Source organism: Asinibacterium sp. OR53 (assembly GCF_000515315.1).
Lineage (GTDB): Bacteria > Bacteroidota > Bacteroidia > Chitinophagales > Chitinophagaceae > Sediminibacterium.
This window is the reverse complement of sequence record NZ_KI911562.1, coordinates 769,936-795,178: the sequence shown is the minus strand read 5'-3', so window position 1 is coordinate 795,178 and position 25,243 is coordinate 769,936. Positions and strand designations below refer to the sequence as shown.

Genomic DNA, 25,243 nt, shown 5'->3' with positions numbered 1-25,243 from the left:
GTGTAGTTGTTTTTTACAATACTGAAAATGGACAAGCAATAATAAAGATGTAAATGACCGGTAGCCGGTTTGATTGTAATGCAAATGTCAGCTATTCGATGATAGCTTTCTATATATAATATCTATAGATTGATAGATAAAATCTATAATGTTTACTTCGTTTTTATTTTCAAAATATCATCGAACTGCTCCAGGCTGAGTTGCTTTGCAATGATGTGTTTGTCTTTGTCGAGCAGGTAGAAAGTAGGGGTCTTGATGATGTCGAATAACTGACGGTAATTAGCCTGTCCTGATTTTTCGGTGGCTTCTTTAGCTTCTTTTGTTTCGTAAGCCTGCAGCCAGTCGGATGATAAGCTCTTGGCCGCTATGAATTTTTTCCAGGAAGGAATTTCATTCTCATAAATATTCACCGATAACACTTTCACGCCCATGTTTCTCCACTTGGCCTTATATAATGAATCGAGCCGTGGAATTTCTTCCTTGCAATGCCCACAGTTAGGGTCCCAGAAAGCGATCATGGTAAAAGGCGCCTGGATAGCATACAAAGACACGGCTTTGCCCGTGGTATCGCTGAGGTTGAGTGTGGGCGCGGGCTGGCCGATCTGGTTGGCCATCAGGAAATAAGCCCGCTCCGTAACCGTTTTACGCGAAGCCTGGTTCAGCAGCACGGTATCTCCCTTGGCATAAAAATTTTCGAAGAGATACACAAATACTTTGTCCTGCCCCATGAATTCGGGATTCATGTATTTGTTGGTGAACTTGGTGAGCAGGTAAGGATAAATCTCTTTACCTGTTCTGGCATATAGTAATATGTATTTCACTTCTGCAATAATAGAGTCGGGTTCGGGAGATACATAGTATTTAAAATATTCATCAAGCTTGAGTTCAAAGAATGGCGTGCGCAGCAGGCGGTCGTCGTTGAAATTCACATCATCCCAATAATGTTCTTTTACAAAACGATAAGGATACAACGAATCAGCCTTGCCATTTACAATGGGAATGGCCGGCGCCGTAGGCCGCTTCATAGTATTGAACAGCATGGCCAGCAGCGACTGGGGATATTTTGCAATGATGTCCGACTGGTATTGACGGATTGCTTTATCGGCTTTGACCAACTCGGCCCTTGCAGCGGCGGAATCGGCACCAGTCCTTGCGGCGTGATAGCTGGCTTCGTACTGCTGGATCTTTTTGCCCTGTGCCGTGGATATTTCTGAATAGGTTTTGAAAAGATCGTTATCGAAAGAACCGGTGATGACTGCCTGTTCTTTGAGTGCGGTATCGGCTGCAATGGAAAAATGCTGCTTGTCATCCATCAATAATTCAAACTGAATGGTGAGTTGCGGCGATACCACGAAATAAATGCCCCCTGTGAGTTTGTTGGCACCGCGAAATACCCCCTGGCTTTTATCGTTCAGCATAGCGGAGTCAACCAGCGCCTTACCTTTGCCCATATAGCTGCCGAGGTACACTTTGCAGTTCTTAAGCGGGGTAAGGGTGATATTGATATTGCGTCCGTTGGTAGTAACCTGGGGCTTAACAGGCACTGTTTTTTTCTGTGCTGCAAGCGAAAGACCCGAACAAAGGAAGATCAAAAAGATGCTGATACGATTCATAATAAGGTATTGGATGGTAAATGTAGTTAAATAGGCTATCCTGATTACATTTGCAACCGTGGGAAAACAAAGAAAAAATACAATTTTAGAAAATGTTTTGGTACAGGACTATGCCGCTGAAGGAAAATCTTTGTCGCGCGTGGATGGAAAAGTGATATTTATTGAAGGTGCTGTGCCCGGAGATGTAGTAGACATCAGGTTATCAAAGAACAAATCCGACTGGGCCGAAGGCCAGGCCATCCAGATCAAAACACCATCACCCACCCGTGTAACACCTTTTTGTTCGCATTTCGGTGTTTGCGGAGGTTGCCAGTGGCAGATGCTGCCTTACGAACAACAACTCGTGTACAAACAAAAACAGGTAACAGATAACCTGCAACGCATTGGCAGGATCAGTTTGCCACCCATTTCACCCATCATCGGCGCCGATGCTACTACCGGCTACCGGAACAAGATGGAATATACTTTCGCTACACGCAAATTCATCCCTGCAGATGAGTTCCAGCAAATGAAAGCAGCAGGTCTTTCCTGGGAATCGCAACCCGGCGCTGCAGGTTTTCATGTGAGGGGGTTTTTCGACAGGGTAGTGGAGATTGATACCTGTTACCTGCAGGAAGAACCCACCAATCAATTACGCAAAGCAGCCGCACGGTTTGCCATAGAAGAGGAACTTCCTTTTTACGATATCAAACAACACCAGGGCTGGTTGCGCAATATGCTGGTGCGCAATACGACTACCGGTGAACTGATGGTGAACCTGGTATTCGGATATGAAGATACAGGCGCCAGAAAAAAATTACTCGATCAACTCTTGCATGATTTTCCGCAGATCACCACTTTATTATATACCATCAATACGAAAAAGAACGACAGTCTCTACGATCTCGACTCCAAAGTGTATCATGGCAAAGGGTATATAATAGAAACACTGGAAGATTTCAGGTTCAAGATCAGTCCCAAGTCGTTTTTCCAGACCAATACCCGCCAGGCCGAAAAATTATACAGGGTAACGCGCGATTTCGCGGAGCTCGATGGAAGCCAGGTAGTGTACGACCTGTATTGCGGCACCGGCAGTATTGGTATTTTTGTAAGCAAAGGAGCGCAGAAAGTAGTGGGTGTGGAAGCTGTGGCCGATGCCATTGCCGACGCTAAAGAAAATGCACAACTGAACGGCCTGGCCCATACTGCTTTTTTCACGGGCGATGTGATCGATATATGCGACGATGCTTTCTTTACCACCCATGGCCAGCCCGATGTGGTGATCACCGATCCGCCAAGGGCGGGCATGCATGAAAAGCTCGTTAAAAAACTACTGGATATTGCAGCCCCCACCGTGGTTTATGTAAGTTGCAATCCGGCAACACAGGCGCGCGACCTGGGATTGCTGGATGAAAAGTACCGGGTAGAAAAAATACAGCCGGTTGACATGTTCCCGCATACCTTGCACATAGAAAACGTTGTACAGTTAAAATTGAAGGATCAATGACAGAATTCAGGCCCAGCCGGTTTGAGATATTACCTACCATCATCAAAAACCTGCTCATCATCAACGGATTGGTTTTCCTGGCGCAGAATACGATAGGAAAGAGCCCGGCTATTGCTGCGCAGCTGGACGACCTTTTTGCACTGCATGCATGGCAAAGCGGTCTCTTCAGGCCCTGGCAGCTTGTTACGCACATGTTCATGCACGGCGGGTTCTGGCATATTGTTGGAAATATGTTTGCGCTGTGGATGTTTGGATCGATACTGGAGAACCTTTGGGGATCGAAGCGGTTCCTGATCTTTTACTTTATATGCGGACTGGGCGCAGCTTTCATACACCTGCTGTTCCTGAGCTATGAATTGACGCCCATGATGCACGACTATGCATCGATCGTGAGCCGCCATTCGAATGGAAGCGCTGCGGCATTAACAGATGCCATCATGCAATTTGGACGTAAATACCAATTGCAATATGCAGCGGATCCCAGACTCGTATCATTTATAGATGCCAATCCCGGTGACACCGGAATTGCCAATCAATTGTTCAAGGTGGTCACGGATTACTATGAAAAAAACATCGACATGGCCACGATCGGCGCCAGCGGCGCAGTGTTCGGAGTGCTCGCTGCTTTTGTGTACCTGTTCCCCAACACCTATATCTATCTCTATTTCCTGGTGCCTATCAAAGCCAAGTGGCTGGGACTGATCTACTTTGGATACGAAGTATTTTATGCTTTCGAGAATTCAGCAGGCGATAATGTGGCACGATGGGCGCATATTGGTGGCGCCATCGTTGGATTGTTGATGGTGATGACCTGGAACAAAACGAATAAAAAGACGTTTTATTAAAGAAGTAAGGAGCTGGCTATGCAATCAATGAAAAGCAATCGCAAAATATTACTCGGACAAGACAACAATGCCCTGGTGCTGCTCTTTGCCATCAACATGCTACTGTTTGCCGGCATCATATCACTCAAGATCATTTATTATTTATCGGGCAGCACCAACGAATTATTTTACCAGCAGATACTCAACTGGCTTAGTCTCCCTGCTTCATTCGGACAACTGGCTGGCAAACCCTGGACCTTGCTGGTGTATATGTTTGCACACCATGGCATCTGGCAATTGGTAAACAGCATGCTGTGGCTGTGGTGCTTTGGATACATATTGCAGGACCTCGCCGGTAATAATAAACTGTTCCCTCTTTACCTCTATGGAGGATTTATCGGCGGTGTACTTTTTTTATTGAGTAATAACCTGGTGCCTGTGCTGGCCCGGGACCTGAACAATATAGCGCCTATGCTGGGCGCCGGGGCAGCCGTGATGGCCATTGCAGTAGCCACCACCACGCTCGCACCCGATTACCGCATCTTTCCCCTGATCAACGGAGGTATTCCGCTTTGGGTACTGACACTTGTTTATGTGGCGATAGATTTTGCCACCCTGGCCGGTTCGAATGCGGGCATTGTTATTGCACATTTAGGAGCAGGCATCACGGGTTTCTTTTTCATCAGGCAGTTGCGCAGGGGGCAGGACTGGTCTTTGTGGATGATGCGCCTGGTGAGTTGGATAGATGATCTTTTCAACCCGGAAAAAAAACATGCGAGGAAGGAAGGGAAAGGAAGACTGTTTTACAAATCAGACCGGAAGCCGTATACCAAAACGTCTCATGTTTCCCAGCAAAAACTAGATGCCATACTGGATAAAATCAACCAGCACGGATACGATCAGCTCACAGATGAAGAGAAAGCATTCCTGGAGCAGGCCAGCAAAGAAGAGTTGTAAGGCTTGAGATAAGATTTCGTAAATTTACGTATGGCCAAGACCCTTTTTCGTCGCGCAGTAAAAACAACGCTTATCGGAATCAATCTTTTACTCGTTGCTTTGTTTTTATTAGCTTGTCTTTCGCCATACCTCAATCCCACACATTGGTGGTTGATAGGTTTTACCGGACTTATTGTTCCATACCTGGTTTTATTGCTGATATTTTTTCTGATTGGCTGGCTTATTGCGAAGCCGGCATTGGCGTTGCTGCCACTTGTTGCATTGTGTGTAGGCTACCGGCAACTCAATGTATTGTTTGCCTGGCATCCCGGATCGGGTATCAACAAACCTAAGAAAAGTAACGACCTGCGCGTGGTGGATTGGAACGTGCAGAGTTTTAACGGGCTGTCTAAAAACAAGGAAACAAAAAAACACATCCGCGAAGAAGTAGCGCAAACTGTGCTAAAGCTGGAGCCCGATGTGATTTGTATGCAGGAGTTCAACCATGCCAGTCGTTCAGGCAATGATGCCGATAATCTCTCGTTGTTCACCGGCCGTTTTCCTTATTATTTTTTTTCGAAAGACTACCAGCGTAACAACGGGGAGTACCAGTCGGGCTGCATCATCTTCTCTAAATATCCCATCGTAGACACGGGCAGGGTACGATACCCGGTGGCCGAAAGTCTTATTTACGCAGATATCGTAAAAGGGACCGATACCATACGACTGTTTACCACGCACCTGCAATCTTTCAAATTCAAAAAAGGCGACTACAACGACCTGGAGAAGATCCGCACGCAGGACGAAGAAGCACTAATGGCGTCTAAGAATATTTTTGTGAAGATGCGATTGGCCTTCCGCCGGAGGGGCGTACAGGCTTCCCTGGTGCGGGAAGCGCTGGATGCCAGTCCGTACCCCACCATTCTCTGCGGCGATTTCAATGATGTGCCCAACTCCTTCACTTATTTCCATATCAAGGACAGCTGGCAGGACGCCTTCATTAAAAAAGGCTTTGGTATTGGCCGCAGTTTCATTTCCTTGGCGCCCACATTACGGATCGATTATATCCTGGCCGATAAACATTTCGAAGTAAGGCAGTTCGATATGGTGGATGAAGACCTGAGCGATCATATTATGCTGGTATCCGATCTTCGTTTAAGAAAATAAAATATCTTCGCAGGCTCCGCTTAATGATATCTCATGCCACTCAAAGTATATAATTCCCTGACCCGCGAAAAAGAAACGTTCATACCTATCAATGCACCTTATGTAGGCATGTATGTATGCGGACCCACCGTAAGCGGAGAAAGCCACCTGGGTCACGCCAGGCCTTTCATCACTTTTGATGTTATCTACCGTTATCTCCTATACCTGGGTTATAAAGTACGCTATGTGCGAAATATCACCGATGCCGGACATTTCGAAGAAGAAGGGCGCGAAGCGGAAGACAAGATCAGCAAGAAGGCCGTGCTCGAGAAACTGGAACCCATGGAGCTGGTGCAGAAATACACCAACCTCTATCATTGGGCCATGCGACGCTTCAACAACCTGAATCCCAGCATAGAGCCCACTGCTACAGGTCATATCATTGAGCAGATAGAAATGATCAAAAAGATCATTGCCGATGGGTATGCTTATGAAGCAAATGGTTCTGTGTACTTCGACGTAGAGAAATATAATACTGATTTTTCTAAAAAAGGGCAACCTTATGGCATATTGAGCGGCCGTATTTTGGAAGACCAGCTCGATACCACCCGCGAACTGGATAACCAGGATGAGAAGAGAAATAAAAGCGATTTCGCGTTGTGGAAACATGCGCCTGCCGAACACATCATGCGCTGGCAAAGTCCCTGGGGAGAAGGGTTTCCCGGCTGGCATATCGAGTGCTCGGCCATGAGTACCAAATACCTCGGAGAAGAGTTCGACATACACGGCGGCGGGATGGACCTCGTTTTCCCGCACCACGAATGTGAGATTGCGCAGAGCACGGTATGCAATCACAAGACCCCGGCCCGTTATTGGTTACACAATAACATGATCACCATCAACGGAAAAAAAATGGGTAAGAGTTATAACAATGTGATCCGGCTTACCGAACTGTTCAGCGGCTCGCATCCTGCACTCACACAGGCTTATCATCCCATGACCATCCGTTTCTTCATTTTGCAAAGCCATTACCGGGGCACACTCGATTTCAGCAATGAAGCCTTGCAGGCGGCGGAAAAAGCCATGAAGCGTTTGTGGGAAGCGTATCACTGGTTACAACAGTCGGGCATCTGCGGAGCCGATACGGCCGGTGATGTGGCACTGGATGAAAAAGTGAAGAAGCTGGCAGATGAGTTCGATGAATTCATGAACGATGACTTCAACACGGCAAAAGTGCTGGCCAATATGTTCGAACTGGTATCCGTGATCAATTCCATCAAGGACAAACATATAGCGGCCGAATCTTTATCAACCACTACAGTGTCGCTGCTACAAACACAACTAAAAGCCTATGTAGAAGACATCTTCGGATTGCAGAGCGAACGATCTGCCGACGATGGTAAACTCGAAGGCGTGCTGCAATTACTGATAGACATACGCAAGGAGGCCAAGACCCGTAAAGATTTTGTTACCAGCGATAAGATCCGGAATGAGCTGGCGGCGCTGGGCGTACAACTGAAAGATGAAAAAGGTGGTGGTATGAGTTATACCTTCAGTTAAGATCAGATCACAGATTCGTGGCTGCAATCATCGGCATGCGCGTGGTTGTGTACCCGGCAAAGTTTATAGTTCAGAAAATGAGCGGTAACGATCAGGATCACGGCAGGCACCAGCAACCAAAGCTGGAGCGCATGAAAGATCATCTTGGTAACCAAGAACACTATACCTATACTGAAAAGAATGAAGGGCAGCCAGCTATGGTGGTGTTTTTTCCGCCCATGATATAAAGCGTAGCTGCCCACACAAAAAGCAATCCCGATCATCAGGTATTCGAACCAACGGTTCTCAATGATCTCCACCCCGAATAAAGGTAAGCTTGTCAATACCAGTGGCAGGATGGCACAGTGAATGGCGCAGGCCAGCGAAGTGGCAATGCCGAATGCGTCCCAGTTGATTTTGATGCTCATAAGGGGCAAAATTACAACATTGCAACGTTGTTGCAAAATATTTCCTCAAACCCGGTTTATCAGGCACTTGGGTGTAACTTTGTAGTTCAAACACGGATATGAAAAGAAAATGGCTGGTTTACCTCTTGTTTTTTGTGGTATTGTTAGCGGGGTTTTACTTCTTCCTTTTCAGGGGAACAGATTTGTGGAAACCCAAACTGCCGGTATTGAGTTATGTGAAACCCTATCGTCTCACTGCACAGGACGGGCGGCCTTATACCGACCAGGACATGCTGGGAAAAGTAAGTGTGGTGGAATATTTTTTCACCAGTTGCAAGGGTATTTGCCCGAAAATGAATACCAACATGAAAGCCATTTATGAGACTTTCAAACAGGAGCCCGATTTCATGATCGTTTCCAATACCTGTGACCCCGGAACCGATTCTGTGCCCCGTTTGAAAGCCTATGCCGATTCTATGAAAGCTGATCCCGCCAAATGGGTATTCCTCACCGGACGGAAAGACAGCCTGTATCAACTGGCACGAAATTCGTATCTGTTAGACGATCCTAAGAACAGTTTCCAGAAGATCGAAGACCAGTTCATCCATACCCAGTTTTTTGCATTGGTGGATAAGAACGGCAAAGTACGCGGACAGATATACGATGGTTTGAAAGCAGACGAACTGGATAAAATGAAGAAAGATATCCGGACGCTTCTGGCAGAAAAAGGATCGGCGCATTTTGCCAACAATATTTTTAGTAACAATCCTCAATAGTGCGTCATGTTTAGTAGTACCAGTGAGATATTGAAGCGCAACCAGTTAAGTGTTACCGAGAGCCGCAAGAAGATACTGGATATGTTTTTACGTACCGACGGCGCTTTGGCGCATGCCGATATTGAACAGCGCAGTGGTACAGGATTCGATAGGGTAACCGTTTACCGCACCTTGCAAACCTTTGTGGAAAAGGGCATCATTCATACCATACCCACTACCGACAACTCAGTGCGCTACGCTTTGTGCAAGGATGAATGTTCTGCCGGCCATCACCACGACGACCATATCCATTTCCTTTGCGATGCCTGCGGCACTACTTATTGTCTCGACCACATAACGGTGCCGGCGGTACAATTACCCAAAGGATTCCGTGCTACCCAAACCGATGTGGTGGTTAGCGGTATATGTTCAAAATGTAATCCTGCCTAAAGGTTCCCGGCCTTATCTTCGTGCAAACAGATAGCATGATCCTAGTAACGGGAGCAACGGGATTGGTGGGTTCACACCTCCTGAAAGAATTAACGGGCCGCGGTTGTACAGTACGGGCCCTGTACCGTTCTGCTATCCCGTCTTCCGATTTCAACGGCAAAGTGCAATGGGTGCGCGGCGATATACTGGATGTTGTATCGCTGGAAGAAGTCATGAAAGGCGTTACGCAGGTGTATCATTGCGCTGCGGTAGTATCGTTTCATCCCAAAAGAAAACAACAGTTACATCAAACCAATATTGAAGGAACAGCCAATGTGGTGAATGCCTGCCTGGATGCGGGGGTACAGAAATTGTTGTTCGTGAGTTCGGTGGCGGCCCTTGGTCGTATCCGGGAAAATGAAGCCATCAACGAAACCATGAACTGGACCGCCGAGACCAGCAACAGTGAATATGGCAAAAGCAAATACCTGGCCGAGATGGAAGTATGGCGGGGAATAGGCGAAGGGTTGAATGCGGTGATGGTGAACCCCGTGATCATTTTAGGGGCAGGTGATTGGGAATCCGGCTCATCGGGTATCTTCAAATCGGCTTATGAAGAGTTCCCCTGGTATACCGATGGGGTCAGCGGTTTTGTAGACGTACAGGATGTAGTGCGGGCCATGGTATTATTGATGGAAAAAGACATCAGCGCACAGCGCTTTATCCTCAGTGCATGCAGTGTGCCTTACAGGACTATTTTCACGGAAGCAGCACAACAATTTGGCAAGCGGCCGCCGCATAAAAAAGTAACGCCCTTGCTGGCAGAGATCGTATGGCGACTTGAAGCGATCAAAGGAAAAATAACAGGGAAAGATCCTTTGCTCACCAGGGAAACTGCACGCACGGCGCAGGCGAAAGTTTACTTCAATAACGAAAAATTGTTGCAATACCTGCCCGGTTTTCAATACACGCCACTAACCGATACCATCCAAAGGGTATGCAGTGAATTGAAACAGCAATACAAACTGTGAATTAATCCATCACTTTTTTCCAGAGCTCGGGAATGCGTTTGATCCACACCAGCTCTCTTCTCTTGGTTGAAGCTTCTTCTGCAGGATAACCGAAATAGGTTTTGCCACCGGCCAGTGAAGAAGGCACACCACTTTGTGCCAGCACAATGGCGTTGGCACCAATGGTAAGGGTTTTGCTAACGCCTACCTGTCCCCATAGCGTTACACCATCTTCAATAATGGTTCCACCTGCAATACCCACCTGCGCGGCGAACAGGCAATTTTTTCCTACCAGGGTATCGTGACCGATATGCACCATATTATCGATCCGGCTGCCTTTACCTATTCTTGTGTCGGCCGTTACGCCCCTGTCGATGGTACAGCCGGCGCCAATTTCTACATCATCTTCTATATGTACCCAACCGCAGCTTTGCATTCTTTTATACCATACTTCGCGGTTCTTTTTGGTGTTGTAATAAAATGCATCGCTGCCAATAACAGTGCCTGCCTGTATCACTACATTGTCGCCAATGATGCTGTAATCGAGCAGGGAAACATTGGGATGGATGGTGCAGTTCTTGCCTATACGTACATGCTGACCAATGAATACATTGGGCATGATCACAGTTCCTTCTCCAATCACCGCTGTATCGCTGATGGTTTTATTGGCAGGAACAAAAGGTCTGAAATGATCAACGATTTTTAAATATGCTTCGAAAGGATCGGGAACAACGAGTATGGTTTTACCAGTGGGAATATTTACTTCTTTGGTATTGATGATGATGAAAGTAGCGGCGCTGTTGAGACAGGTATCGTAATATTTTGGATGATCAACGAATGCAAGATCGCCTGCTTCCACGCGGTGAATTTCATTGATGCCTGTTACTTGTGCATCTGGATTTCCTGAAAGGCTTGCCTGGATCAGGTTGGCAATCCATTGTATGGAAACGGGCGCTGGGAACTTCATAATGATGGTTTTGGGTAAAAATCAAAGGTAACAACACCTGGCGAAGAGAAAATTTTTTTAGGCCAGGTTCCCGCCTTTTCACCCGTTTTTAACAGCCCGCAAGACCTAAAATATGAAGTGCATTTTGTTTGAGCGATGAAAATGATAACTGCTGTAACCCTTTATTCATCAGTATTTCAGCAAGTACAACAATGAATTGAAAATATAAAATTCAAAACACAACAACGAATATTGCAGCGAAAGATCGTACCTGGTACATACGCGCAATTCACATTCCCGCCGAAAATGTGAATAAAATTGTTCAAAAAATTTTTTGCTTTCGATAAAACTATTTTTAATATTGTGTTGGGAAATTTATTTCCCGGTACTTACTAACCCATCCATATACAAAGTCTCGCTTCTGCGGGACTTTTGTTTTTGTAAGATGCGCTACTTCCTCATCAACAAACCTTATGGATGTCTTTCCCGGTTTTCTGCAGTGGAAGGAAAGAAAACACTGGCTGATTATTTCAAAGTGCCCCGTGATGTATATCCTGTAGGAAGATTGGATCATGACAGTGAAGGATTGTTATTGCTAACGAATGATAAAACACTCAACCATCGTTTATTGGATCCGGGCTTTGCACACGAAAGAGAATATTGGGTACAGGTAGATGGCGCCATTACCAAAGAGGCCATTGCACAATTGCAGTCTGGTGTGATCATCAACATCGATGGCAAAGCGCATCATACCCTGCCATGCAAGGCAATGGTATTTGAAACAGCGCCGCCTGTTCCCGACCGCGACCCGCCCATCAGGTTCCGGAAAGAAATACCTTCACCCTGGATTCGCATGATCCTCACGGAAGGTAAAAACAGGCAGGTGAGGAGGATGACTGCCAAAACAGGATTTCCTACTTTGCGTTTGATCCGTTACAGGATCGAGCAACTCGAACTGGGTAATATGCAACCAGGAGAGATCATCGAATTATCTGAAAACACCATCCGTAAAAAACTTTTTTATGACGCCCATTGATCATCACCATGAAGGATATTCCATCAGTACAGACCCGGCTAAACTGGATATCGATGTGATCCACCGTTACCTCTCGGAAGAATCTTATTGGGCTGCCGGTATTCCTTACGAGGTGGTGAAAAGATCCATTGAACATTCTTTTTGTTTTGGGGTCTACCACCATAACCAACAAATTGGGTTCGCCAGACTGGTTACCGACAAAGCCACTTTTGCTTACCTGGCCGATGTTTTTATTTTACCGAAACACAGGGGCAAGGGGTTATCCAAATGGCTCGTTGCTACCATCCATACGAACCCGGAACTGCAGGGTTTGAGACGCTGGATGCTGGGCACTAAAGATGCGCATGGCCTTTATCAACAGTTTGGATGGGAGCCGTTACCGGAAGAACTCTACCAGCGTTTTATGCAACGGCATAATCCCGATGTGTATAAAGTGCCCGCCAACCGTTAATTTTGCAGCCTTCTCAAGCTATTATATTATGAGTCAAGCACACTTATCAGAGCAGGAACTGGTTCGCAGGGAGAAACTGGCAAAACTGGTGGAAGCGGGCATCGATCCGTTCCCGGCGCCATTGTACCCGGTAACCCATTATTCAACGGATATTAAAGACCATTTTACGGAAGAGACGAAAGAACAGTTCGCTTCGGTTTGTGTGGCTGGCCGTATCATGAGCATGAACGACAAGGGTAAAGTGTTCTTCATCAAGATACAGGATAGCAAAGGACTTATCCAGTTGTACGTGAAAAGAGACGATCTCTATCCGGGGGAAGATAAATCGCTGTGGGATACATTGGTAAAGCATGGTCTTGATTTGGGCGATATCATTGGCGCTACCGGTTATGTGTTCATCACCAAGACCGGTGAAACATCTATCCATGCGCAAACACTTACCCTGCTTACCAAATCGCTGAAACCGCTACCTGTGGTGAAGCGCGATGAAGAAGGACATGTGTTCGACGCCGTAACCGACCCGGAATTCCGTTACCGCCAGCGTTATGCCGATCTGATCATCAATCCCGCTGTGAAGGATACTTTTGTTAAACGCACCAAGCTGATCAATACCATCCGCGAATTCCTCAATGCCCAGGGTGCACTGGAAGTAGATACACCGGTATTGCAGTCCATTCCCGGAGGTGCTGCGGCCCGTCCGTTTGTTACGCATCACAACGCACTGGATATTCCTTTTTACTTACGTATTGCCAATGAGTTGTACCTGAAGCGTTTGATCGTGGGCGGGTTCGACTGGGTATACGAGTTCAGCCGCAATTTCAGGAATGAGGGTATGGACAGAACCCATAATCCAGAGTTCACCGTACTGGAATGGTATACGGCTTACAAAGATTATTTCTGGATGATGGAGATCACCGAACAGTTGTTCGAAAAAATAGCCATTGCCCTGCACGGCACTACCGATGTGCCATTGGGCGACCAGGTGATCCATTTCAAAGCGCCTTTCAAAAGGATCAGTATCTACGATGCCATCAAAGAGAATACCAGTATTGATGTGAGCGCGATGGACGAAGCTAGCCTGCGGGAAGTGTGCAAGCAATTACATATCGACGTGCCGGGCAATATTGGTAAAGGCAAATTGATTGATGAGATCTTTGGTGCTACCAGCGAACATACTTTCATTCAACCTACTTTCATCATTGATTACCCGGTGGAGATGAGTCCGCTTACAAAGAAACACCGCAGCAAACCCGGACTGGTAGAGCGTTTTGAACTGATGGTAAACGGAAAAGAGATCGCGAATGCCTATTCCGAATTGAATGATCCCGTTGACCAGCGCGAGCGTTTTGAAGAACAATCAAAACTGATGGAGCGTGGCGATGATGAAGCTATGTTCATCGATCATGACTTCCTCCGCGCACTAGAATATGGTATGCCGCCTACTTCCGGTATTGGTATCGGTATTGACAGGTTGTGCATGATGATGACCAACCAAGTATCTATACAGGATGTGTTGTTGTTCCCGCAAATGCGGCCGGAAAGTATTTAATCCCTATAATTCAGCGCAGGTTTTCTATTCCCTAACAGTGCTTCATATTTGTAGGTTCCTTTTGCTTTCCTGAATTCTTCCGTGGCGTCTTTGATCAGCGAAGGATTGGTGTACAGGTCAATAGCCGTCAATGCCAATGTTTTGGCGGCCACCATCATTCCCTTGGTACCGATCTCTGTTCCGCCACACGCAACGGCTTGCCAGCTATGTGCAGGTGTGCCGGGTACCCAGGTGGCAGCACCCATACCCACTGTAGGAACTGCGTAGCTCACATCGCCTACATCGGTAGAGCCTCCGCCTGCATTCATTTCTACGCGAAGCGGTTTAACGGCACCGGCGGTTTCAATGGCCGGGACCTGGTATCCGAAACTGGACTGTATCTTTTGCGCAAACTGTTTTTCTTCCGGGGTATAGCTCACACCACCAATTTTGTCGAGGTTGTGTTGCATTACTTCGGCAAGTGTTTGGTTAAGCAGCAGATCATGCGTGCCGCCAATGATCTCATACTCCATGGTAGTCTCTGTGCCCATGGCAGCGCCATTGGCCGCTTTTACCACCCGGTCGAAGATGGCTTTGACATCATCTTTGCGGGGATGGCGTACATAATAATATACTTCTGCATAATCGGGCACCACATTGGGCGCTTTGCCGCCATTGGTGATCACATAGTGGATCCTTGTTTCCTGCGGCACATGCTCACGCATCATGTTTACCATATTATCCATGGCTTCTACGGCATCGAGTGCCGAGCGGCCCCTTTCGGGTGAAGCAGCGGCATGTGCTGCAATACCATGAAACCGGAACTTGGCCGATTTGTTGGCCAGCGCACTAGTCATGGTAATTTTGTTTTCATTGTCGGGATGCCAGTGCAATACCACATCCACATCATTGAACAATCCTTCCCGCACCATGTATACTTTACCGCTGCCGCCTTCTTCGGCGGGACAGCCATATACCCGAACGGTACCTTGTATCTTCTTTTCTTCGATCAATTTTTTTATAGCAATGCCTGCTGCAACTGAAGCGGTGCCAAACAGGTGATGACCGCAAGCATGGCCTGCATTTTTTCCTTCTATGGGCGCTTTTTCAGGCACAGCTTTTTGTGCAAGACCAGGCAGGGCATCATATTCGGCGAGGATGGCGATAACGGGTTTACCGCTGCCATAAGAAGCTATAAAGGCGGTGGGTATACCTGCAACGCCAGCCTGCACGGTAAAACCGTTAGCTGTAAGTGTTTGCTGGTGCAAGGCAGCACTTTTCACTTCTTTATAACCCACTTCTGCATAATCCCAGATCTGCAAAGCGTTCTTTTTATACAGATCGTAATTAGCCTGCAGGTTTTGCAGGGCTTCTGCTTTCAGCGGTTCGGCAATAGAAGTGGTTGCCGTGTTTTGCTTTTGTGCTTGCAGCGAGCAAAAGCTGGCGAGCAGGATCAAACTAAGTACTGTTTTTCTCATGGCTTTTATTTCAACAGGTATGATTAAATAAAAAGATCATTATAAAGTGTTGCGCCTGGTACTACGGCATAAGCATTGAGATCGGTGATGCCTTCTGCTGCGAGCACTTCTTCATCGATAAAAGTACGGCCACTGTATTCGGCAGCGGTCTTGCGTAAAATATAATAAGCGGCATCGGCCAGGATCGCAGGCGTGCGGCTCATCCTTGCCAGCGCTTCACCACCCAATAAATTTCTTATGGCAGCGGTATCAATGGTGGTACGGGGCCAGAGTGCATTGGATGCGATACCGTAGCTTTTGAATTCGGCAGCCCATCCCATGGCCATCATACTCATATTGTATTTGGTAATGGTATAAGCGATATGTCCACCCAGCCATTTGGGATCGAGGTTAACAGGAGGCGATAAAGTGAGGATATGCGGATTGTTGCCTTTTTTCAGGTAAGGGATACAATGTTTCACCAGCAGGAAAGTACCCCTTACATTGATGTTTTGCATGAGGTCGAAACGTTTGGTCTCGGTTTGTTCGGTAGGCGTGAGTTGTATGGCGGAAGCATTGTTGATCACCACATCGATGCCGCCAAAACGCTCAACGGTTTTTTGTACCAGTGCGTTGATCTCTTCTTCAAACCGGATATCTGTTTTCACCGGCAGGGCTTGCGCGCCGGTGGCTTCCACTTCCTGCGCAGCAGAAAAAATGGTGCCGCCCAAACGGGGGTCTTCTTCCACGCTCTTGGCTGCAATGACAATATTGGCGCCGGCTGCGGCCAACTTGAGTGCAATGGCTTTGCCAATGCCCCTGCTGGCGCCTGTGATCAGAACAGTGCGGTTTTTAAATGACATGGCAACGGGTTTGCATCATCAATCCCAGCCCAGGAATGCTTTGATCGCCTGCTCGGTCTCGGAACAGGCTTTGTCCAGGTTGTCGTTGACAATCGTTTTATTGAAATGGTGGTTGAAAGATATTTCATAGGCAGCCTTGCTCACGCGTGTGGCAAGGCTTTCGGTTGTTTCGGTACCTCGACTTTCGAGCCGGCGCTTCAGCTCTTCAACGGACGGCGGTTCGATAAAGATGCTCAGGCATCGGCTGCTAAGCTGTTCCTGTACATGAATAGCGCCTTTAACGTCGATATCCAGTATGGGTGTTTTTCCTTCACTCCATATCCTTTCCAGTTCGCTTTTCAGTGTGCCATAATACTTTCCTTCATACACCATTTCCCACTCAATGAAAGCATTTTCTTCGATCTTTTGATGGAAAGCTTCCACGCTCATGAAATAGTAATCCACGCCGTCCTGCTCTTTTCCCCTGGGTTGCCTGGTGGCTGCGGAAATAGAAAAAGCCAGGCGTGGGTATTTCTTCAGCAAATAATGTGTGATGGAGGTTTTACCCGCCCCCGAAGGCGCTGTAATGATGATGAGCTTATGAGCTTGAGTGGCCATTGGCAAAGAAACAATTTTATTTGAATTCTCCCTTCCATTGCACTTTGGCTTCCACAGGAACTGCACGGGTGCCTTTTTGATGCGGCTCATCGGAATATCCCATGTACAGTAATCCCATCACAATGTCTTCCTCACCCAATCCGAGGTATTGTTTCATGGAAGGATGATGGGTCATGCCGCCAGTGCTCCAGAGTACGGCTATATCCAGTGCTTCGGCACCAAGCAGGATGTTCTGGATGGCTGCTGCAACGGCTGCGATTTCCTCAATCACCGGGATTTTGGCAATAGCCTGCCGGTGCATGTACACCACTACAATATGTGAAGCTTTATCGCCATTGTGTTTGATCGATTCAAATTTGGCCTGGGTGAACTTATCTTCCGGCGTGTATTTTTGATAGAGTTCGGCGTGGGCAGCGCAGAATGCATGCAATGCAGCGTGGCTGTACACCACGAAACGCCAAGGCTCGGTGCGCGCATGGGTAGGGGCCCAATTGGCCAATTGCAGCAGTTCTCCAATAACAGTATCATCGATTTTTCTGCCATTCAGTGCTGCCGGTTTGGTGCTTCTCCTGTTGCTGATGATCTCTTTCAGCGTTTCAAACTTTGTCATCCGGCAAAAATAAGAGAACTTTAGAGTTACTGACCAATATCCAGCTGCCGGGGAAAATGGACAGGCTAACTATTCTTTCACCTAAAAAGAACATTATGAGCCAGGACTTGTTATCCAGGATAAAAAAGTTCAATGCTTCGAGACAGCAGCAAGTGTTACCGTTGAAATATGCTGCTATGGTGGGAAGTCCGTTCCGTTTTTTCAGAGGCACCTGCCATTTGTATTACGAAGACCTGATGAAGAAATACCCTTTCGGCCCTTCGCCCAAAACCTGGATATGCGGAGACTTGCATACCGAGAATTTCGGATGTTATAAAGGGAGTAACCGGCTGGTCTATTTCGACATGAATGATTTTGACGAAGCCATCATTGCACCGGTGTTGTATGAAATCTCGCGATTGGCGGTTGCCGTGATACTCAGCGGCGTGGAATCGGGATATTCGAAAAAAGAAAGCGAAGTATTGATGGAACTGCTGCTGAAAGAATACCAGCAAGCACTCATTTACAATAAAGCAGTGGTAGTAGAAGAGGAAACGGCCAGGGGATTGATTAAAAAAACGATCGAAGGAGTGGTGAACAGGAAAGAAAAAGACCTGTTACGGGAACGTACGGACGATAAAAAGAAAAATGCCAAATTCCTCGTCACGCCGAATCTGCTGAAATTAGCCGAAAAAGAAAAGAAAGACCTGATACCGGCTTTTCAGGCCTGGTTTAGTAAATACCATGTAAGGTATAAACAATATAAAGTCAGCGACGCCAGCTATCGTATTGCCGGAACGGGTAGTATTGGTGTGAAACGGTATTGCCTGCTGATGGAAAATCAAAGCAATCCGAAGAAAAAAATGATCCTGGATATGAAACAGGTAGTGCCGTCTGAAGTGCTGGCTCATGCGCATGGCCATCTGCCCCAGCCCAAATGGAAAAACCCTGCGCATCGCGTAATAGATGTACAGCAAATGATGGAGCATGTAACGCCATATCTCTTGTCGTCGTTTGAATACAAGAAAGACTGGTACGTGGTAAAGGAAATACAACCCACTACTGATAAAGTGGTGATAGCACCTTCCAGGAAAAAGTCGAAAGCCCTGGATGAATATATCACCGACCTGGCTGTGATTACGGCTTCAGCGCAATTGAGAAGCAGCGGAAGACAGGGGTCTGCCACTGCGGATGCATTGAAAGCATTTGCAGCTGAGGGAAAATGGATAGCTGCTGTGAAGAAATGGGCAATACAATACGCGAGCCAGGTGAATCATGATTTTGCTATTTTTCAACAAGCATATAAAAAAGGTTTTTTCAAAACCTCAAAATGAGTTGATATGGACTTTGAAATTTTTCTCCGCTTTTTATTGGCAGCGTTGTGGGGTGGTATGGTGGGTATGGAGCGGGAATACCGCAGCAAGTCGGCCGGCTTTCGCACCATGATCATGATTTCTATCGGCTCCTGTTTGTTTACCATGCTTTCGGTTCGTATTGGCATGCCGGGTAATCCTGATCGTATCGCTTCCAATATTGTTACCGGGATCGGGTTCCTGGGAGCGGGTGTTATTTTTCACGGGCAGAACAGGATCAATGGTATTACTACGGCTGCCACTATTTGGGCCGTAGCGGCGGTAGGCATGGGTATTGGCAATGGTCATTATTTTGCCGCAGGCTGCGCAAGCATACTCATATTACTGGTGCTGACCATTCTTCCTTATATTGAAAGAATGATCGACCGGTTGAATAAATCGAGGAATTATTCTATTTCATGCACCTACACGGAGTCGGCACAACATCACTACGAGACACTCCTCAAAAAAAACCGCCTACGTTTCAGGGTCATTGGTTATTCAAGAGAAGACAATAACCTGTCCGTTACATGGGAAGTAGAGGGTCATTTGAGGAACCATGATGCATTCATTCATGCCATTTGTGATGACAAGTCCATCAAGCGGTTCGACTACTGATCGCAGATTTATTTTTTCGCGATACTGATCTGTGCTTTTCCAACGGCAAAGCCCTTCACTGCATAATAGTATATATACAGGTAAGCGGGCAGCATGCAGATGAGGAAAGATGCCTGGTTTGAGACAATGTGCTTGTCTTTTAAAGTAGTGTATAATAAAGGTATCAATGCACCGCCGGCAATGCCCATGACTAAGAAAGCGGCCCCGGTTTTGGTGAATTTACCCAAACCATCGATGGCAAGCGGAAAAATAGCAGGCCACATCAATGCGTTGGCAATGCCGAGGAGCGCGATAAAAGTGATAGCCGTATACCCGCTGGTAAAGAATACGCATAAACTAAAGATCACTCCCAATACAGCTGAAATGGAAAGCGCTTTTTGCTGTGAAATGTATTTAGGTATGGTGAATACACCAATGATGTATCCGGCCAGCATAGCAGACAGTGTGAATGTGGTAAAGAATTTGGTTTGATCAAGCGGCATACCTAACATCCTTCCATAAGTACCGATGGCATCGCCCGCCATTACTTCAACACCAACATATAAGAAAAGACACAGCACGCCTAACATGAGGTGTGGGAATTGCAGGGGACTTGTCTTGTCGCCAGAATGCGTATCCGCACTGTGCTCATCTGCAGATTCGATTTCAGGCAGGGAAGAACGCTTGATCATGATGGCCAGCAAGAATAAAACAACAGCAATGCAGATATAAGGAATGATTACCCTTCCCGCCAATTCATTCAAGAGGCTCTCTTTCAAAGCCGCATCTGTAGTGGTAGTGATCTGTTCCTGGATGGTATTGGCATGCTTTAACACCAGCGCGCCCACAATGATGGGACTGAGCATACCAGCTACCTTATTACAGATACCCATGATGCTGATGCGCTGTGCGGCACTTTCAATAGGGCCAATGATACTGATATAAGGATTGCTGGCTGTTTGTAATAATGATAAACCGGCGCCCTGTACAAAAAGGCCTGTAAGGAAAAGTCCGAAGTTGCGGCTATTGGCAGCCGGAACAAAAATGAGTGACCCAACGGCCATTACTACCAATCCTAACGCCATACCATTCTTAAAACCTGTTTTCTTCAATAGCAGGGAAGAAGGCAATGCCAGGAAAAAATAAGCCATATAAAAAGCAAATGTTACAAAGAATGCCTGGATATCGTTTTCGAGCTGACAAGCCAGCTTGAGAAAAGGGATCAATGTACCATTGAGCCAGGTAACGAAACCGAAAACGAAAAATAAGATGCCGATAATAATAATGGCGTACCTGTTACTGGAATTGGTTTGTTGCATAACAGCCGGTTGGGGTAGAACGTTGAAGAATGAGTTTGAAGTGCGTAAGATACAGCCAAAATGATTCGGGAGGCTTTAAAATTTAATCAATCGGTTGCATGAGAGGGGTAGGTTTGAAAGGCTTATTTTCACCGTTGCCTGATCGCCTAAAACGAATGCTGTTGCCTCATGCGTAGATACAAACCTTCATTTATAATGAAAGCCAGCCTGGTGCTGGTACTGTTCCTGTTGGCGGATATACAGGCCTGGTCTCAGCAAAAAAAGAAGACACCTAATGTGATCTATATCTATGCAGATGATATGGGTTATGGCGAATTGGGTTGTTATGGGCAACAAAAGATCCGCACACCCTATCTCGACAGGATGGCCAGGGAAGGCATGCGCTTCACCGATCATTATACCAGCACACCTGTTTGCGCACCTGCCCGTTGTATGCTCATGACCGGCAAGCATGGCGGGCACACTTATATACATGGTAATTATGAAATGGGAGGATTTGCCGATAGTTTGGAAGGCGGGCAGATGCCGCTTCCGGAAGGCAGTTTTACTATTGCAAAATTGATGCAGCAGGCTGGCTATGCAACGGGCGCCATTGGAAAATGGGGCATGGGTATGACCAACACTACCGGCTCTCCATTGAAACAGGGATTCGATTATTTCTACGGTTTCCTTGATCAGAAACAGGCGCACAACTATTATCCTACCCATCTCTGGGAAAATGATCACTGGGATACTTTGCGCAACCACAGCATCTATGTGCACAAAAGCGTTGACCCTGCTAAAGCTACCGATGCCGATTTCGATTATTTCAAAGGGAAAGACTATGCCCCGGCGAAGATGACTGAAAAAGCGCTTGCATTTATAGAACGCAACGCCCGTAAACCATTCTTTCTTTACCTGCCCTATACTATTCCGCATGTGTCTTTACAGGTGCCCGACGAATGGGTGAAACAGTATATCGGCCAGTTCAATGAACAGCCTTATTATGGCCAGGCAGGCTATGCGGCTTGCAAATACCCGCTGTCTACCTATGCAGCCATGATCAGTTACCTGGATGCGCAGGTAGGCATCATCATGGAGAAAATAAAGCAATTGGGTCTGGATGATAATACCCTGGTCTTTTTTTCGAGCGATAACGGTGCCGCTTTCAATGGCGGGGTTGACCGGTTTTTCTTCAACAGCACTGGTGGATTGCGCGGACAAAAAATGGATCTTTTTGAAGGAGGTATACGTGAGCCACTGATTGCCAGGTGGCCGGGTACGATTCCTGCGGGGACTACCAGCAGGCTGGTATCGGCACAGTTCGATATGATGGCCACACTGGCCGAGCTAACAGGACAAAAAGTTACGCATACCGATGGTATTTCTTTTTTACCGGAGTTAAAGGGCAATGCGAAGACGCAAAAAAAGCATGAATATTTGTATTTTGAATACCCTGAGAATGGCGGTCAGCTTGCCATTCGCATAGGAAACTGGAAAGGCGTAAAGTTGGATGTAAGACATCACCCCGAAAAGCACTGGTTATTGTTCAATCTCGAATCGGATCGCAATGAAACAACCGATCTTGCACCGCAACATCCTGAACTGATCAGTCAATTCCAGGCGATCGTTAAAAAAGAACACCAGCAGGCACATATCAGGGAATGGGAATTTGTAGATCCTAAATTCAATATGAAAGATCAATAAGCATGAACCGCAGGGATATCTTTAAAAAATTATTTGCGCATGCTGCCAATGCCGGCGTTACTGCACCGGAAACAGGCAGACGGCCATCTGCTGTTGTTGCACCCAAACATTTTACGGCCAGTGTTGAATTGTGCTTCCTGGATATAGCGACTGACAATGAAAAGCCTATCCATGCGGGCTTCCGGCTGTCTGAAAGGCTGGAGAATGGTGAAAGCGTTGCTGTATTGCAGGCCGGCATGACAAAGGATGGCCATTTGTTTATTGGCGATGCGTTTTCTTTCAAACCCATCGAACAAAATATTACTTTCTCACGCACTAAAATTGTGCTTACGATGATACCGCAAGCTTCAGGTAAACAGTTCCTGAAGCTGAAAGCTTTTGATGACTATGGCAATACACTGGCAACATTGAGTGCCGAACACGTGATGACGGATGACCCGGATACAGCGCTGTATACTGATAACGTGACTTGCGTACAATTTATCAATCAACAATTTTATACTCCAAATAGAAAACAATGAACAGAAAAGAATTCGTAAAGACAGCCGGACTGGCAACGGCAGCAACCGCTGTTTTATCTTCCGGTAAATTGTTTGCCCACCCGGTGGCAGATGATAAAGTAAGGATAGGGATCATTGGCGTTGGGCAGCGGGGCCTCTCGCACCTGAGCCTGCTGTTGAGAAGGGATGATACGGAGGTGATAGCTATTTGTGATCTGGACGAAAAAGTGTTGAACACCGCCCGGGGGATGGTGAGCAAAGCCGGAAAGAAAATGCCGGAAGTGTATACCGGAGACCCCTATGCCTGGAAAAAAATGCTGGACAGTAAAAAGCTGGATGGTATTGTGATTGCAACGCCCTGGGAATGGCACAAGCCCATGATCATAGGAGCACTGCAGGCGGGTATTAAATATGTAGGAACAGAAGTGATATTGGGTATCACGCTCGAAGACCATTGGGAAGTGGTGAGAGCCGCTGAACGCTACGATGCACATGTAATGATGATGGAGAATGTTTGTTATCGTCGCGACGTGATGGCGGTATTGAATATGGTAAGGCAGGGCTTGTTTGGTGAACTCATCCATTTGCAGGGTGGTTACCAGCACGATCTGCGTGGAGTGAAATTCAACGATGGAAATGGTCCGTATACGAAGGGTGCGGAATTCGGTGAAAAAGGTTATTCAGAAGCGCACTGGAGAACAGAGCATTCCGTTCGGCGCAATGGCGACCTCTATCCTACACATGGTATCGGACCGATTGCCCAATACATCAACATCAACAGGGGCAACCGTTTCTTATCGCTCTGCTCTTTCTCTTCCAAAGCAAGAGGCCTGCACAATTACATAGTAAAAGTGGGCGGTGAAAACCATCCCAATGCAAAAGTGAATTTCAAACTAGGTGATGTGGTAACTACTTCTATCAATTGTGCAAACGGCGAAACCATTTTATTACAGCACGATACCGATTTGCCGAGACCATATTCTTTGGGTTTCCGTGTACAGGGTACCGAGGGTTTGTGGATGGATGTGAACAAGGGTATTTATATAGAAGGGAAGTCGGCCAAGAATGATATATGGGATGATGAAAAAACCTGGCTTGACAAATATGATCACCCGCTGTGGGCCCGCTGGAGCAAAGAAAGTGCCGGTGCCGGTCATGGCGGGATGGATTTCTTTGTAGAGCATGCATTCATTGAATCGATCAAACGTAAAGCGGCTACACCATTGGATGTATATGATGCTGCTGCCTGGAGTGCCATCACACCATTGAGTGAAAGATCAATTGAACTGGGTAATGAAACGGTAGATTTCCCCGATTTCACAGGCGGACAGTGGATGTACAGAAAACCGGTATTTGCGCTGAATGACGAGTATTAATCCTTTATCAATAGCGATGTAAACAAAGAAGCCGGCCCAGAGCCGGCTTCTTTGTTATTTTAATTTCTTAGCCTTGATGGTACGGTCGAAATGCACTTTGAGGTGACGCTTCATAGCGTCGCGGTATTTTTCGGGATCACCGGTCTCCAATACTTTTACCAGTGTGGCGTGCGTGACATAGTTTTTAGGCAGTTCTTCTTTTTTCAGTTTGAAGCCTTTGTCGTGCACGTATTTAAAAATGGGCAGCAACATCGACTGGAAGCGGATAAGCGTATTGTTTTGGGCGATCTCATATATCCTACCATGGAACTTGGCTTCGAAATCCATCTCAAAATTATTCTGGTAATCTTTTTCCGTTTTTAAAATGGCTTTCAGGTCGGTGATATCTTTCGGCTGAATGCGGGCAAAAATGAGTTCGGCAATTCCCATCTCCAATACCAGTCTCATTTCAAACATATCCTGCAAAGTACCATCACTCAGGATATTGGGTTGTATGAGTTTGTCGAGACCAATCAACAGGTCGGGCTCGGTGAGGATCATACCCTTGTTCTTTTTGGACTCGATGAGTCCAATGGTTTTGAGGCGGGTGAGCGCTTCCCGGATAACAGTTCTGCTCACACCCATGGCTTCGCAGAGATCGTTCTCTTTGGGAATCGGATCGCCGCTTCTGAGGTTCTCCTTTTTAAACAACTCTAATAACTTGGTCTCAACCTGGTCGGTCAGCGAGTAACTCACGATGGGTTTGAGTTTGCTCTGCAAAGTCGGTTTAGCTGACGCTGTACTCATGTGGCTTTCTTTAAA

25 protein-coding genes are annotated in these 25,243 nt (G+C 46.7%); 16 read left to right on the top strand and 9 right to left on the bottom strand.

Translation table 11 applies throughout. From position 1 onward, the window contains the following. Positions 1–152: 152 nt before the first annotated feature. Entirely contained in the window at positions 153–1,613 is a 1,461-nt protein-coding gene (locus SEDOR53_RS0103395) for a redoxin domain-containing protein (protein WP_026768452.1), read from the bottom strand. A gap of 97 nt (positions 1,614–1,710) precedes the next feature. Here SEDOR53_RS0103395 and rlmD point away from each other — a divergent pair, with 97 nt between their 5' ends. Genes rlmD through cysS form a run of 5 tightly spaced genes read left to right on the top strand, consistent with a single transcriptional unit; the run spans position 1,711 to position 7,565 of the window. Beyond that, on the top strand, positions 1,711–3,099 hold the full coding sequence (gene rlmD, locus SEDOR53_RS0103390; RefSeq protein WP_232214710.1) for a 23S rRNA (uracil(1939)-C(5))-methyltransferase RlmD: 1,389 nt from the start codon (positions 1,711–1,713) through the stop codon (positions 3,097–3,099). Then, the gene (locus SEDOR53_RS0103385; protein ID WP_026768450.1) at positions 3,096–3,944 is read left to right on the top strand and encodes a rhomboid family intramembrane serine protease; all 849 of its coding nucleotides are present in this window, start codon (positions 3,096–3,098) and stop codon (positions 3,942–3,944) included. The genes rlmD and SEDOR53_RS0103385 overlap by 4 nt, the downstream gene beginning before the upstream one ends. Positions 3,945–3,962: 18 nt before the next feature. Further along, positions 3,963–4,880 (top strand): rhomboid family intramembrane serine protease, encoded by a 918-nt coding sequence (locus SEDOR53_RS0103380; RefSeq protein ID WP_037360467.1) that lies wholly within the window; start codon positions 3,963–3,965, stop codon positions 4,878–4,880. Positions 4,881–4,910: 30 nt separating this feature from the next. Further along, positions 4,911–6,026, top strand: coding sequence for an endonuclease/exonuclease/phosphatase family protein (locus tag SEDOR53_RS0103375; RefSeq protein ID WP_026768448.1), 1,116 nt, complete (start codon positions 4,911–4,913; stop codon positions 6,024–6,026). Positions 6,027–6,059: 33 nt separating this feature from the next. Beyond that, complete coding sequence (gene cysS, locus SEDOR53_RS0103370; protein WP_026768447.1) at positions 6,060–7,565, top strand: cysteine--tRNA ligase; 1,506 nt, start codon at positions 6,060–6,062, stop codon at positions 7,563–7,565. Between the two features lie 2 nt (positions 7,566–7,567). Here cysS and SEDOR53_RS0103365 read toward each other — a convergent pair whose 3' ends face one another. Beyond that, a complete protein-coding gene (locus SEDOR53_RS0103365; protein ID WP_026768446.1) occupies positions 7,568–7,972 on the bottom strand; it encodes a MerC domain-containing protein in 405 nt (134 codons plus the stop codon). Positions 7,973–8,070: 98 nt separating this feature from the next. Between SEDOR53_RS0103365 and SEDOR53_RS17015 the strand changes: the two genes are divergently transcribed. The 3 genes from SEDOR53_RS17015 to SEDOR53_RS0103350 are packed head-to-tail and all read left to right on the top strand — an operon-like array spanning position 8,071 to position 10,166. Continuing rightward, a complete protein-coding gene (locus tag SEDOR53_RS17015; protein WP_037360461.1) occupies positions 8,071–8,727 on the top strand; it encodes an SCO family protein in 657 nt (218 codons plus the stop codon). 6 nt (positions 8,728–8,733) lie between these two features. Beyond that, a complete protein-coding gene (locus SEDOR53_RS0103355) occupies positions 8,734–9,156 on the top strand; it encodes a Fur family transcriptional regulator (RefSeq protein ID WP_026768445.1) in 423 nt (140 codons plus the stop codon). Positions 9,157–9,191: 35 nt separating this feature from the next. Then, on the top strand, positions 9,192–10,166 hold the full coding sequence (locus SEDOR53_RS0103350; protein ID WP_026768444.1) for an NAD-dependent epimerase/dehydratase family protein: 975 nt from the start codon (positions 9,192–9,194) through the stop codon (positions 10,164–10,166). Between the two features lies 1 nt (position 10,167). Here the strand turns inward: SEDOR53_RS0103350 and SEDOR53_RS0103345 are convergent, their stop codons facing one another. Further along, positions 10,168–11,112 carry a UDP-3-O-(3-hydroxymyristoyl)glucosamine N-acyltransferase gene (locus SEDOR53_RS0103345; RefSeq protein WP_026768443.1) on the bottom strand — a complete coding sequence of 315 codons (945 nt, stop codon included), beginning with the start codon at positions 11,110–11,112 and terminating at the stop codon, positions 10,168–10,170. Positions 11,113–11,536: 424 nt separating this feature from the next. Here SEDOR53_RS0103345 and SEDOR53_RS0103340 point away from each other — a divergent pair, with 424 nt between their 5' ends. Genes SEDOR53_RS0103340 through lysS form a run of 3 tightly spaced genes read left to right on the top strand, consistent with a single transcriptional unit; the run spans position 11,537 to position 14,127 of the window. Further along, on the top strand, positions 11,537–12,127 hold the full coding sequence (locus tag SEDOR53_RS0103340) for a pseudouridine synthase (protein WP_026768442.1): 591 nt from the start codon (positions 11,537–11,539) through the stop codon (positions 12,125–12,127). Further along, complete coding sequence (locus SEDOR53_RS0103335; RefSeq protein ID WP_026768441.1) at positions 12,114–12,578, top strand: GNAT family N-acetyltransferase; 465 nt, start codon at positions 12,114–12,116, stop codon at positions 12,576–12,578. The genes SEDOR53_RS0103340 and SEDOR53_RS0103335 overlap by 14 nt, the downstream gene beginning before the upstream one ends. A 28-nt stretch (positions 12,579–12,606) precedes the next feature. Next, positions 12,607–14,127, top strand: coding sequence for a lysine--tRNA ligase (lysS, locus tag SEDOR53_RS0103330; RefSeq protein WP_026768440.1), 1,521 nt, complete (start codon positions 12,607–12,609; stop codon positions 14,125–14,127). Here the strand turns inward: lysS and SEDOR53_RS0103325 are convergent. From SEDOR53_RS0103325 to SEDOR53_RS0103310, 4 genes are read right to left on the bottom strand one after another with little or no spacing between them, the layout of a single operon-like run. Continuing rightward, the gene (locus SEDOR53_RS0103325) at positions 14,124–15,584 is read right to left on the bottom strand and encodes a M20 family metallopeptidase (RefSeq protein WP_026768439.1); all 1,461 of its coding nucleotides are present in this window, start codon (positions 15,582–15,584) and stop codon (positions 14,124–14,126) included. The genes lysS and SEDOR53_RS0103325 overlap by 4 nt on opposite strands. Positions 15,585–15,607: 23 nt before the next feature. Continuing rightward, positions 15,608–16,426, bottom strand: coding sequence for an NAD(P)-dependent oxidoreductase (locus tag SEDOR53_RS0103320; protein WP_026768438.1), 819 nt, complete (start codon positions 16,424–16,426; stop codon positions 15,608–15,610). Positions 16,427–16,444: 18 nt separating this feature from the next. Beyond that, a complete protein-coding gene (gene gmk / locus SEDOR53_RS0103315; protein ID WP_037360449.1) occupies positions 16,445–17,023 on the bottom strand; it encodes a guanylate kinase in 579 nt (192 codons plus the stop codon). 16 nt (positions 17,024–17,039) lie between these two features. Further along, positions 17,040–17,633 carry a nitroreductase gene (locus SEDOR53_RS0103310; protein WP_026768436.1) on the bottom strand — a complete coding sequence of 198 codons (594 nt, stop codon included), beginning with the start codon at positions 17,631–17,633 and terminating at the stop codon, positions 17,040–17,042. 95 nt (positions 17,634–17,728) lie between these two features. On the opposite strand from SEDOR53_RS0103310, the gene SEDOR53_RS0103305 reads away from it, so the two are divergent. Next, positions 17,729–18,946 (top strand): DUF2252 domain-containing protein, encoded by a 1,218-nt coding sequence (locus SEDOR53_RS0103305; protein ID WP_026768435.1) that lies wholly within the window; start codon positions 17,729–17,731, stop codon positions 18,944–18,946. A gap of 6 nt (positions 18,947–18,952) precedes the next feature. Continuing rightward, positions 18,953–19,582 (top strand): MgtC/SapB family protein, encoded by a 630-nt coding sequence (locus SEDOR53_RS0103300; protein WP_026768434.1) that lies wholly within the window; start codon positions 18,953–18,955, stop codon positions 19,580–19,582. A gap of 8 nt (positions 19,583–19,590) precedes the next feature. On the opposite strand, the gene SEDOR53_RS17010 is transcribed toward SEDOR53_RS0103300, so the two are convergent. Then, a complete protein-coding gene (locus SEDOR53_RS17010) occupies positions 19,591–20,880 on the bottom strand; it encodes a sugar MFS transporter (protein ID WP_026772564.1) in 1,290 nt (429 codons plus the stop codon). Positions 20,881–21,075: 195 nt separating this feature from the next. Between SEDOR53_RS17010 and SEDOR53_RS0103290 the strand changes: the two genes are divergently transcribed. Genes SEDOR53_RS0103290 through SEDOR53_RS0103280 form a run of 3 tightly spaced genes read left to right on the top strand, consistent with a single transcriptional unit; the run spans position 21,076 to position 24,442 of the window. Next, positions 21,076–22,566 carry an arylsulfatase gene (locus SEDOR53_RS0103290; protein WP_026768433.1) on the top strand — a complete coding sequence of 497 codons (1,491 nt, stop codon included), beginning with the start codon at positions 21,076–21,078 and terminating at the stop codon, positions 22,564–22,566. A 2-nt stretch (positions 22,567–22,568) separates the two neighbouring features. Then, positions 22,569–23,087: a hypothetical protein gene (locus tag SEDOR53_RS0103285; protein WP_026768432.1), complete on the top strand. Its 519-nt coding sequence runs from the start codon at positions 22,569–22,571 to the stop codon at positions 23,085–23,087. Next, complete coding sequence (locus SEDOR53_RS0103280) at positions 23,084–24,442, top strand: Gfo/Idh/MocA family protein (RefSeq protein WP_026768431.1); 1,359 nt, start codon at positions 23,084–23,086, stop codon at positions 24,440–24,442. The genes SEDOR53_RS0103285 and SEDOR53_RS0103280 overlap by 4 nt, the downstream gene beginning before the upstream one ends. A 54-nt stretch (positions 24,443–24,496) precedes the next feature. Here the strand turns inward: SEDOR53_RS0103280 and SEDOR53_RS17005 are convergent, their stop codons facing one another. Beyond that, the gene (locus tag SEDOR53_RS17005; RefSeq protein ID WP_051416473.1) at positions 24,497–25,228 is read right to left on the bottom strand and encodes a FadR/GntR family transcriptional regulator; all 732 of its coding nucleotides are present in this window, start codon (positions 25,226–25,228) and stop codon (positions 24,497–24,499) included. Between the last annotated feature and the right edge of the window lie 15 nt (positions 25,229–25,243).

Bases quoted from the DNA above. Each gene is read 5' to 3' on its own strand.
- SEDOR53_RS0103280 (WP_026768431.1), top strand. From the start codon at position 23,084: ATGAACAGAAAAGAATTCGTAAAGACAGCCGGACTGGCAACGGCAGCA.
- SEDOR53_RS0103385 (WP_026768450.1), top strand. From the start codon at position 3,096: ATGACAGAATTCAGGCCCAGCCGGTTTGAGATATTACCTACCATCATC.
- SEDOR53_RS17010 (WP_026772564.1), bottom strand. From the start codon at position 20,880: ATGCAACAAACCAATTCCAGTAACAGGTACGCCATTATTATTATCGGC.
- SEDOR53_RS0103285 (WP_026768432.1), top strand. From the start codon at position 22,569: ATGAACCGCAGGGATATCTTTAAAAAATTATTTGCGCATGCTGCCAAT.
- SEDOR53_RS0103290 (WP_026768433.1), top strand. From the start codon at position 21,076: ATGAAAGCCAGCCTGGTGCTGGTACTGTTCCTGTTGGCGGATATACAG.
- lysS (WP_026768440.1), top strand. From the start codon at position 12,607: ATGAGTCAAGCACACTTATCAGAGCAGGAACTGGTTCGCAGGGAGAAA.
- gmk (WP_037360449.1), bottom strand. From the start codon at position 17,023: ATGGCCACTCAAGCTCATAAGCTCATCATCATTACAGCGCCTTCGGGG.
- SEDOR53_RS17015 (WP_037360461.1), top strand. From the start codon at position 8,071: ATGAAAAGAAAATGGCTGGTTTACCTCTTGTTTTTTGTGGTATTGTTA.
- SEDOR53_RS17005 (WP_051416473.1), bottom strand. From the start codon at position 25,228: ATGAGTACAGCGTCAGCTAAACCGACTTTGCAGAGCAAACTCAAACCC.
- SEDOR53_RS0103305 (WP_026768435.1), top strand. From the start codon at position 17,729: ATGAGCCAGGACTTGTTATCCAGGATAAAAAAGTTCAATGCTTCGAGA.
- SEDOR53_RS0103365 (WP_026768446.1), bottom strand. From the start codon at position 7,972: ATGAGCATCAAAATCAACTGGGACGCATTCGGCATTGCCACTTCGCTG.
- SEDOR53_RS0103320 (WP_026768438.1), bottom strand. From the start codon at position 16,426: ATGTCATTTAAAAACCGCACTGTTCTGATCACAGGCGCCAGCAGGGGC.
- SEDOR53_RS0103300 (WP_026768434.1), top strand. From the start codon at position 18,953: ATGGACTTTGAAATTTTTCTCCGCTTTTTATTGGCAGCGTTGTGGGGT.
- SEDOR53_RS0103380 (WP_037360467.1), top strand. From the start codon at position 3,963: ATGCAATCAATGAAAAGCAATCGCAAAATATTACTCGGACAAGACAAC.
- SEDOR53_RS0103395 (WP_026768452.1), bottom strand. From the start codon at position 1,613: ATGAATCGTATCAGCATCTTTTTGATCTTCCTTTGTTCGGGTCTTTCG.
- SEDOR53_RS0103325 (WP_026768439.1), bottom strand. From the start codon at position 15,584: ATGAGAAAAACAGTACTTAGTTTGATCCTGCTCGCCAGCTTTTGCTCG.
- SEDOR53_RS0103350 (WP_026768444.1), top strand. From the start codon at position 9,192: ATGATCCTAGTAACGGGAGCAACGGGATTGGTGGGTTCACACCTCCTG.
- SEDOR53_RS0103335 (WP_026768441.1), top strand. From the start codon at position 12,114: ATGACGCCCATTGATCATCACCATGAAGGATATTCCATCAGTACAGAC.
- cysS (WP_026768447.1), top strand. From the start codon at position 6,060: ATGCCACTCAAAGTATATAATTCCCTGACCCGCGAAAAAGAAACGTTC.
- SEDOR53_RS0103310 (WP_026768436.1), bottom strand. From the start codon at position 17,633: ATGACAAAGTTTGAAACGCTGAAAGAGATCATCAGCAACAGGAGAAGC.
- SEDOR53_RS0103340 (WP_026768442.1), top strand. From the start codon at position 11,537: ATGCGCTACTTCCTCATCAACAAACCTTATGGATGTCTTTCCCGGTTT.
- SEDOR53_RS0103345 (WP_026768443.1), bottom strand. From the start codon at position 11,112: ATGAAGTTCCCAGCGCCCGTTTCCATACAATGGATTGCCAACCTGATC.
- SEDOR53_RS0103375 (WP_026768448.1), top strand. From the start codon at position 4,911: ATGGCCAAGACCCTTTTTCGTCGCGCAGTAAAAACAACGCTTATCGGA.
- SEDOR53_RS0103355 (WP_026768445.1), top strand. From the start codon at position 8,734: ATGTTTAGTAGTACCAGTGAGATATTGAAGCGCAACCAGTTAAGTGTT.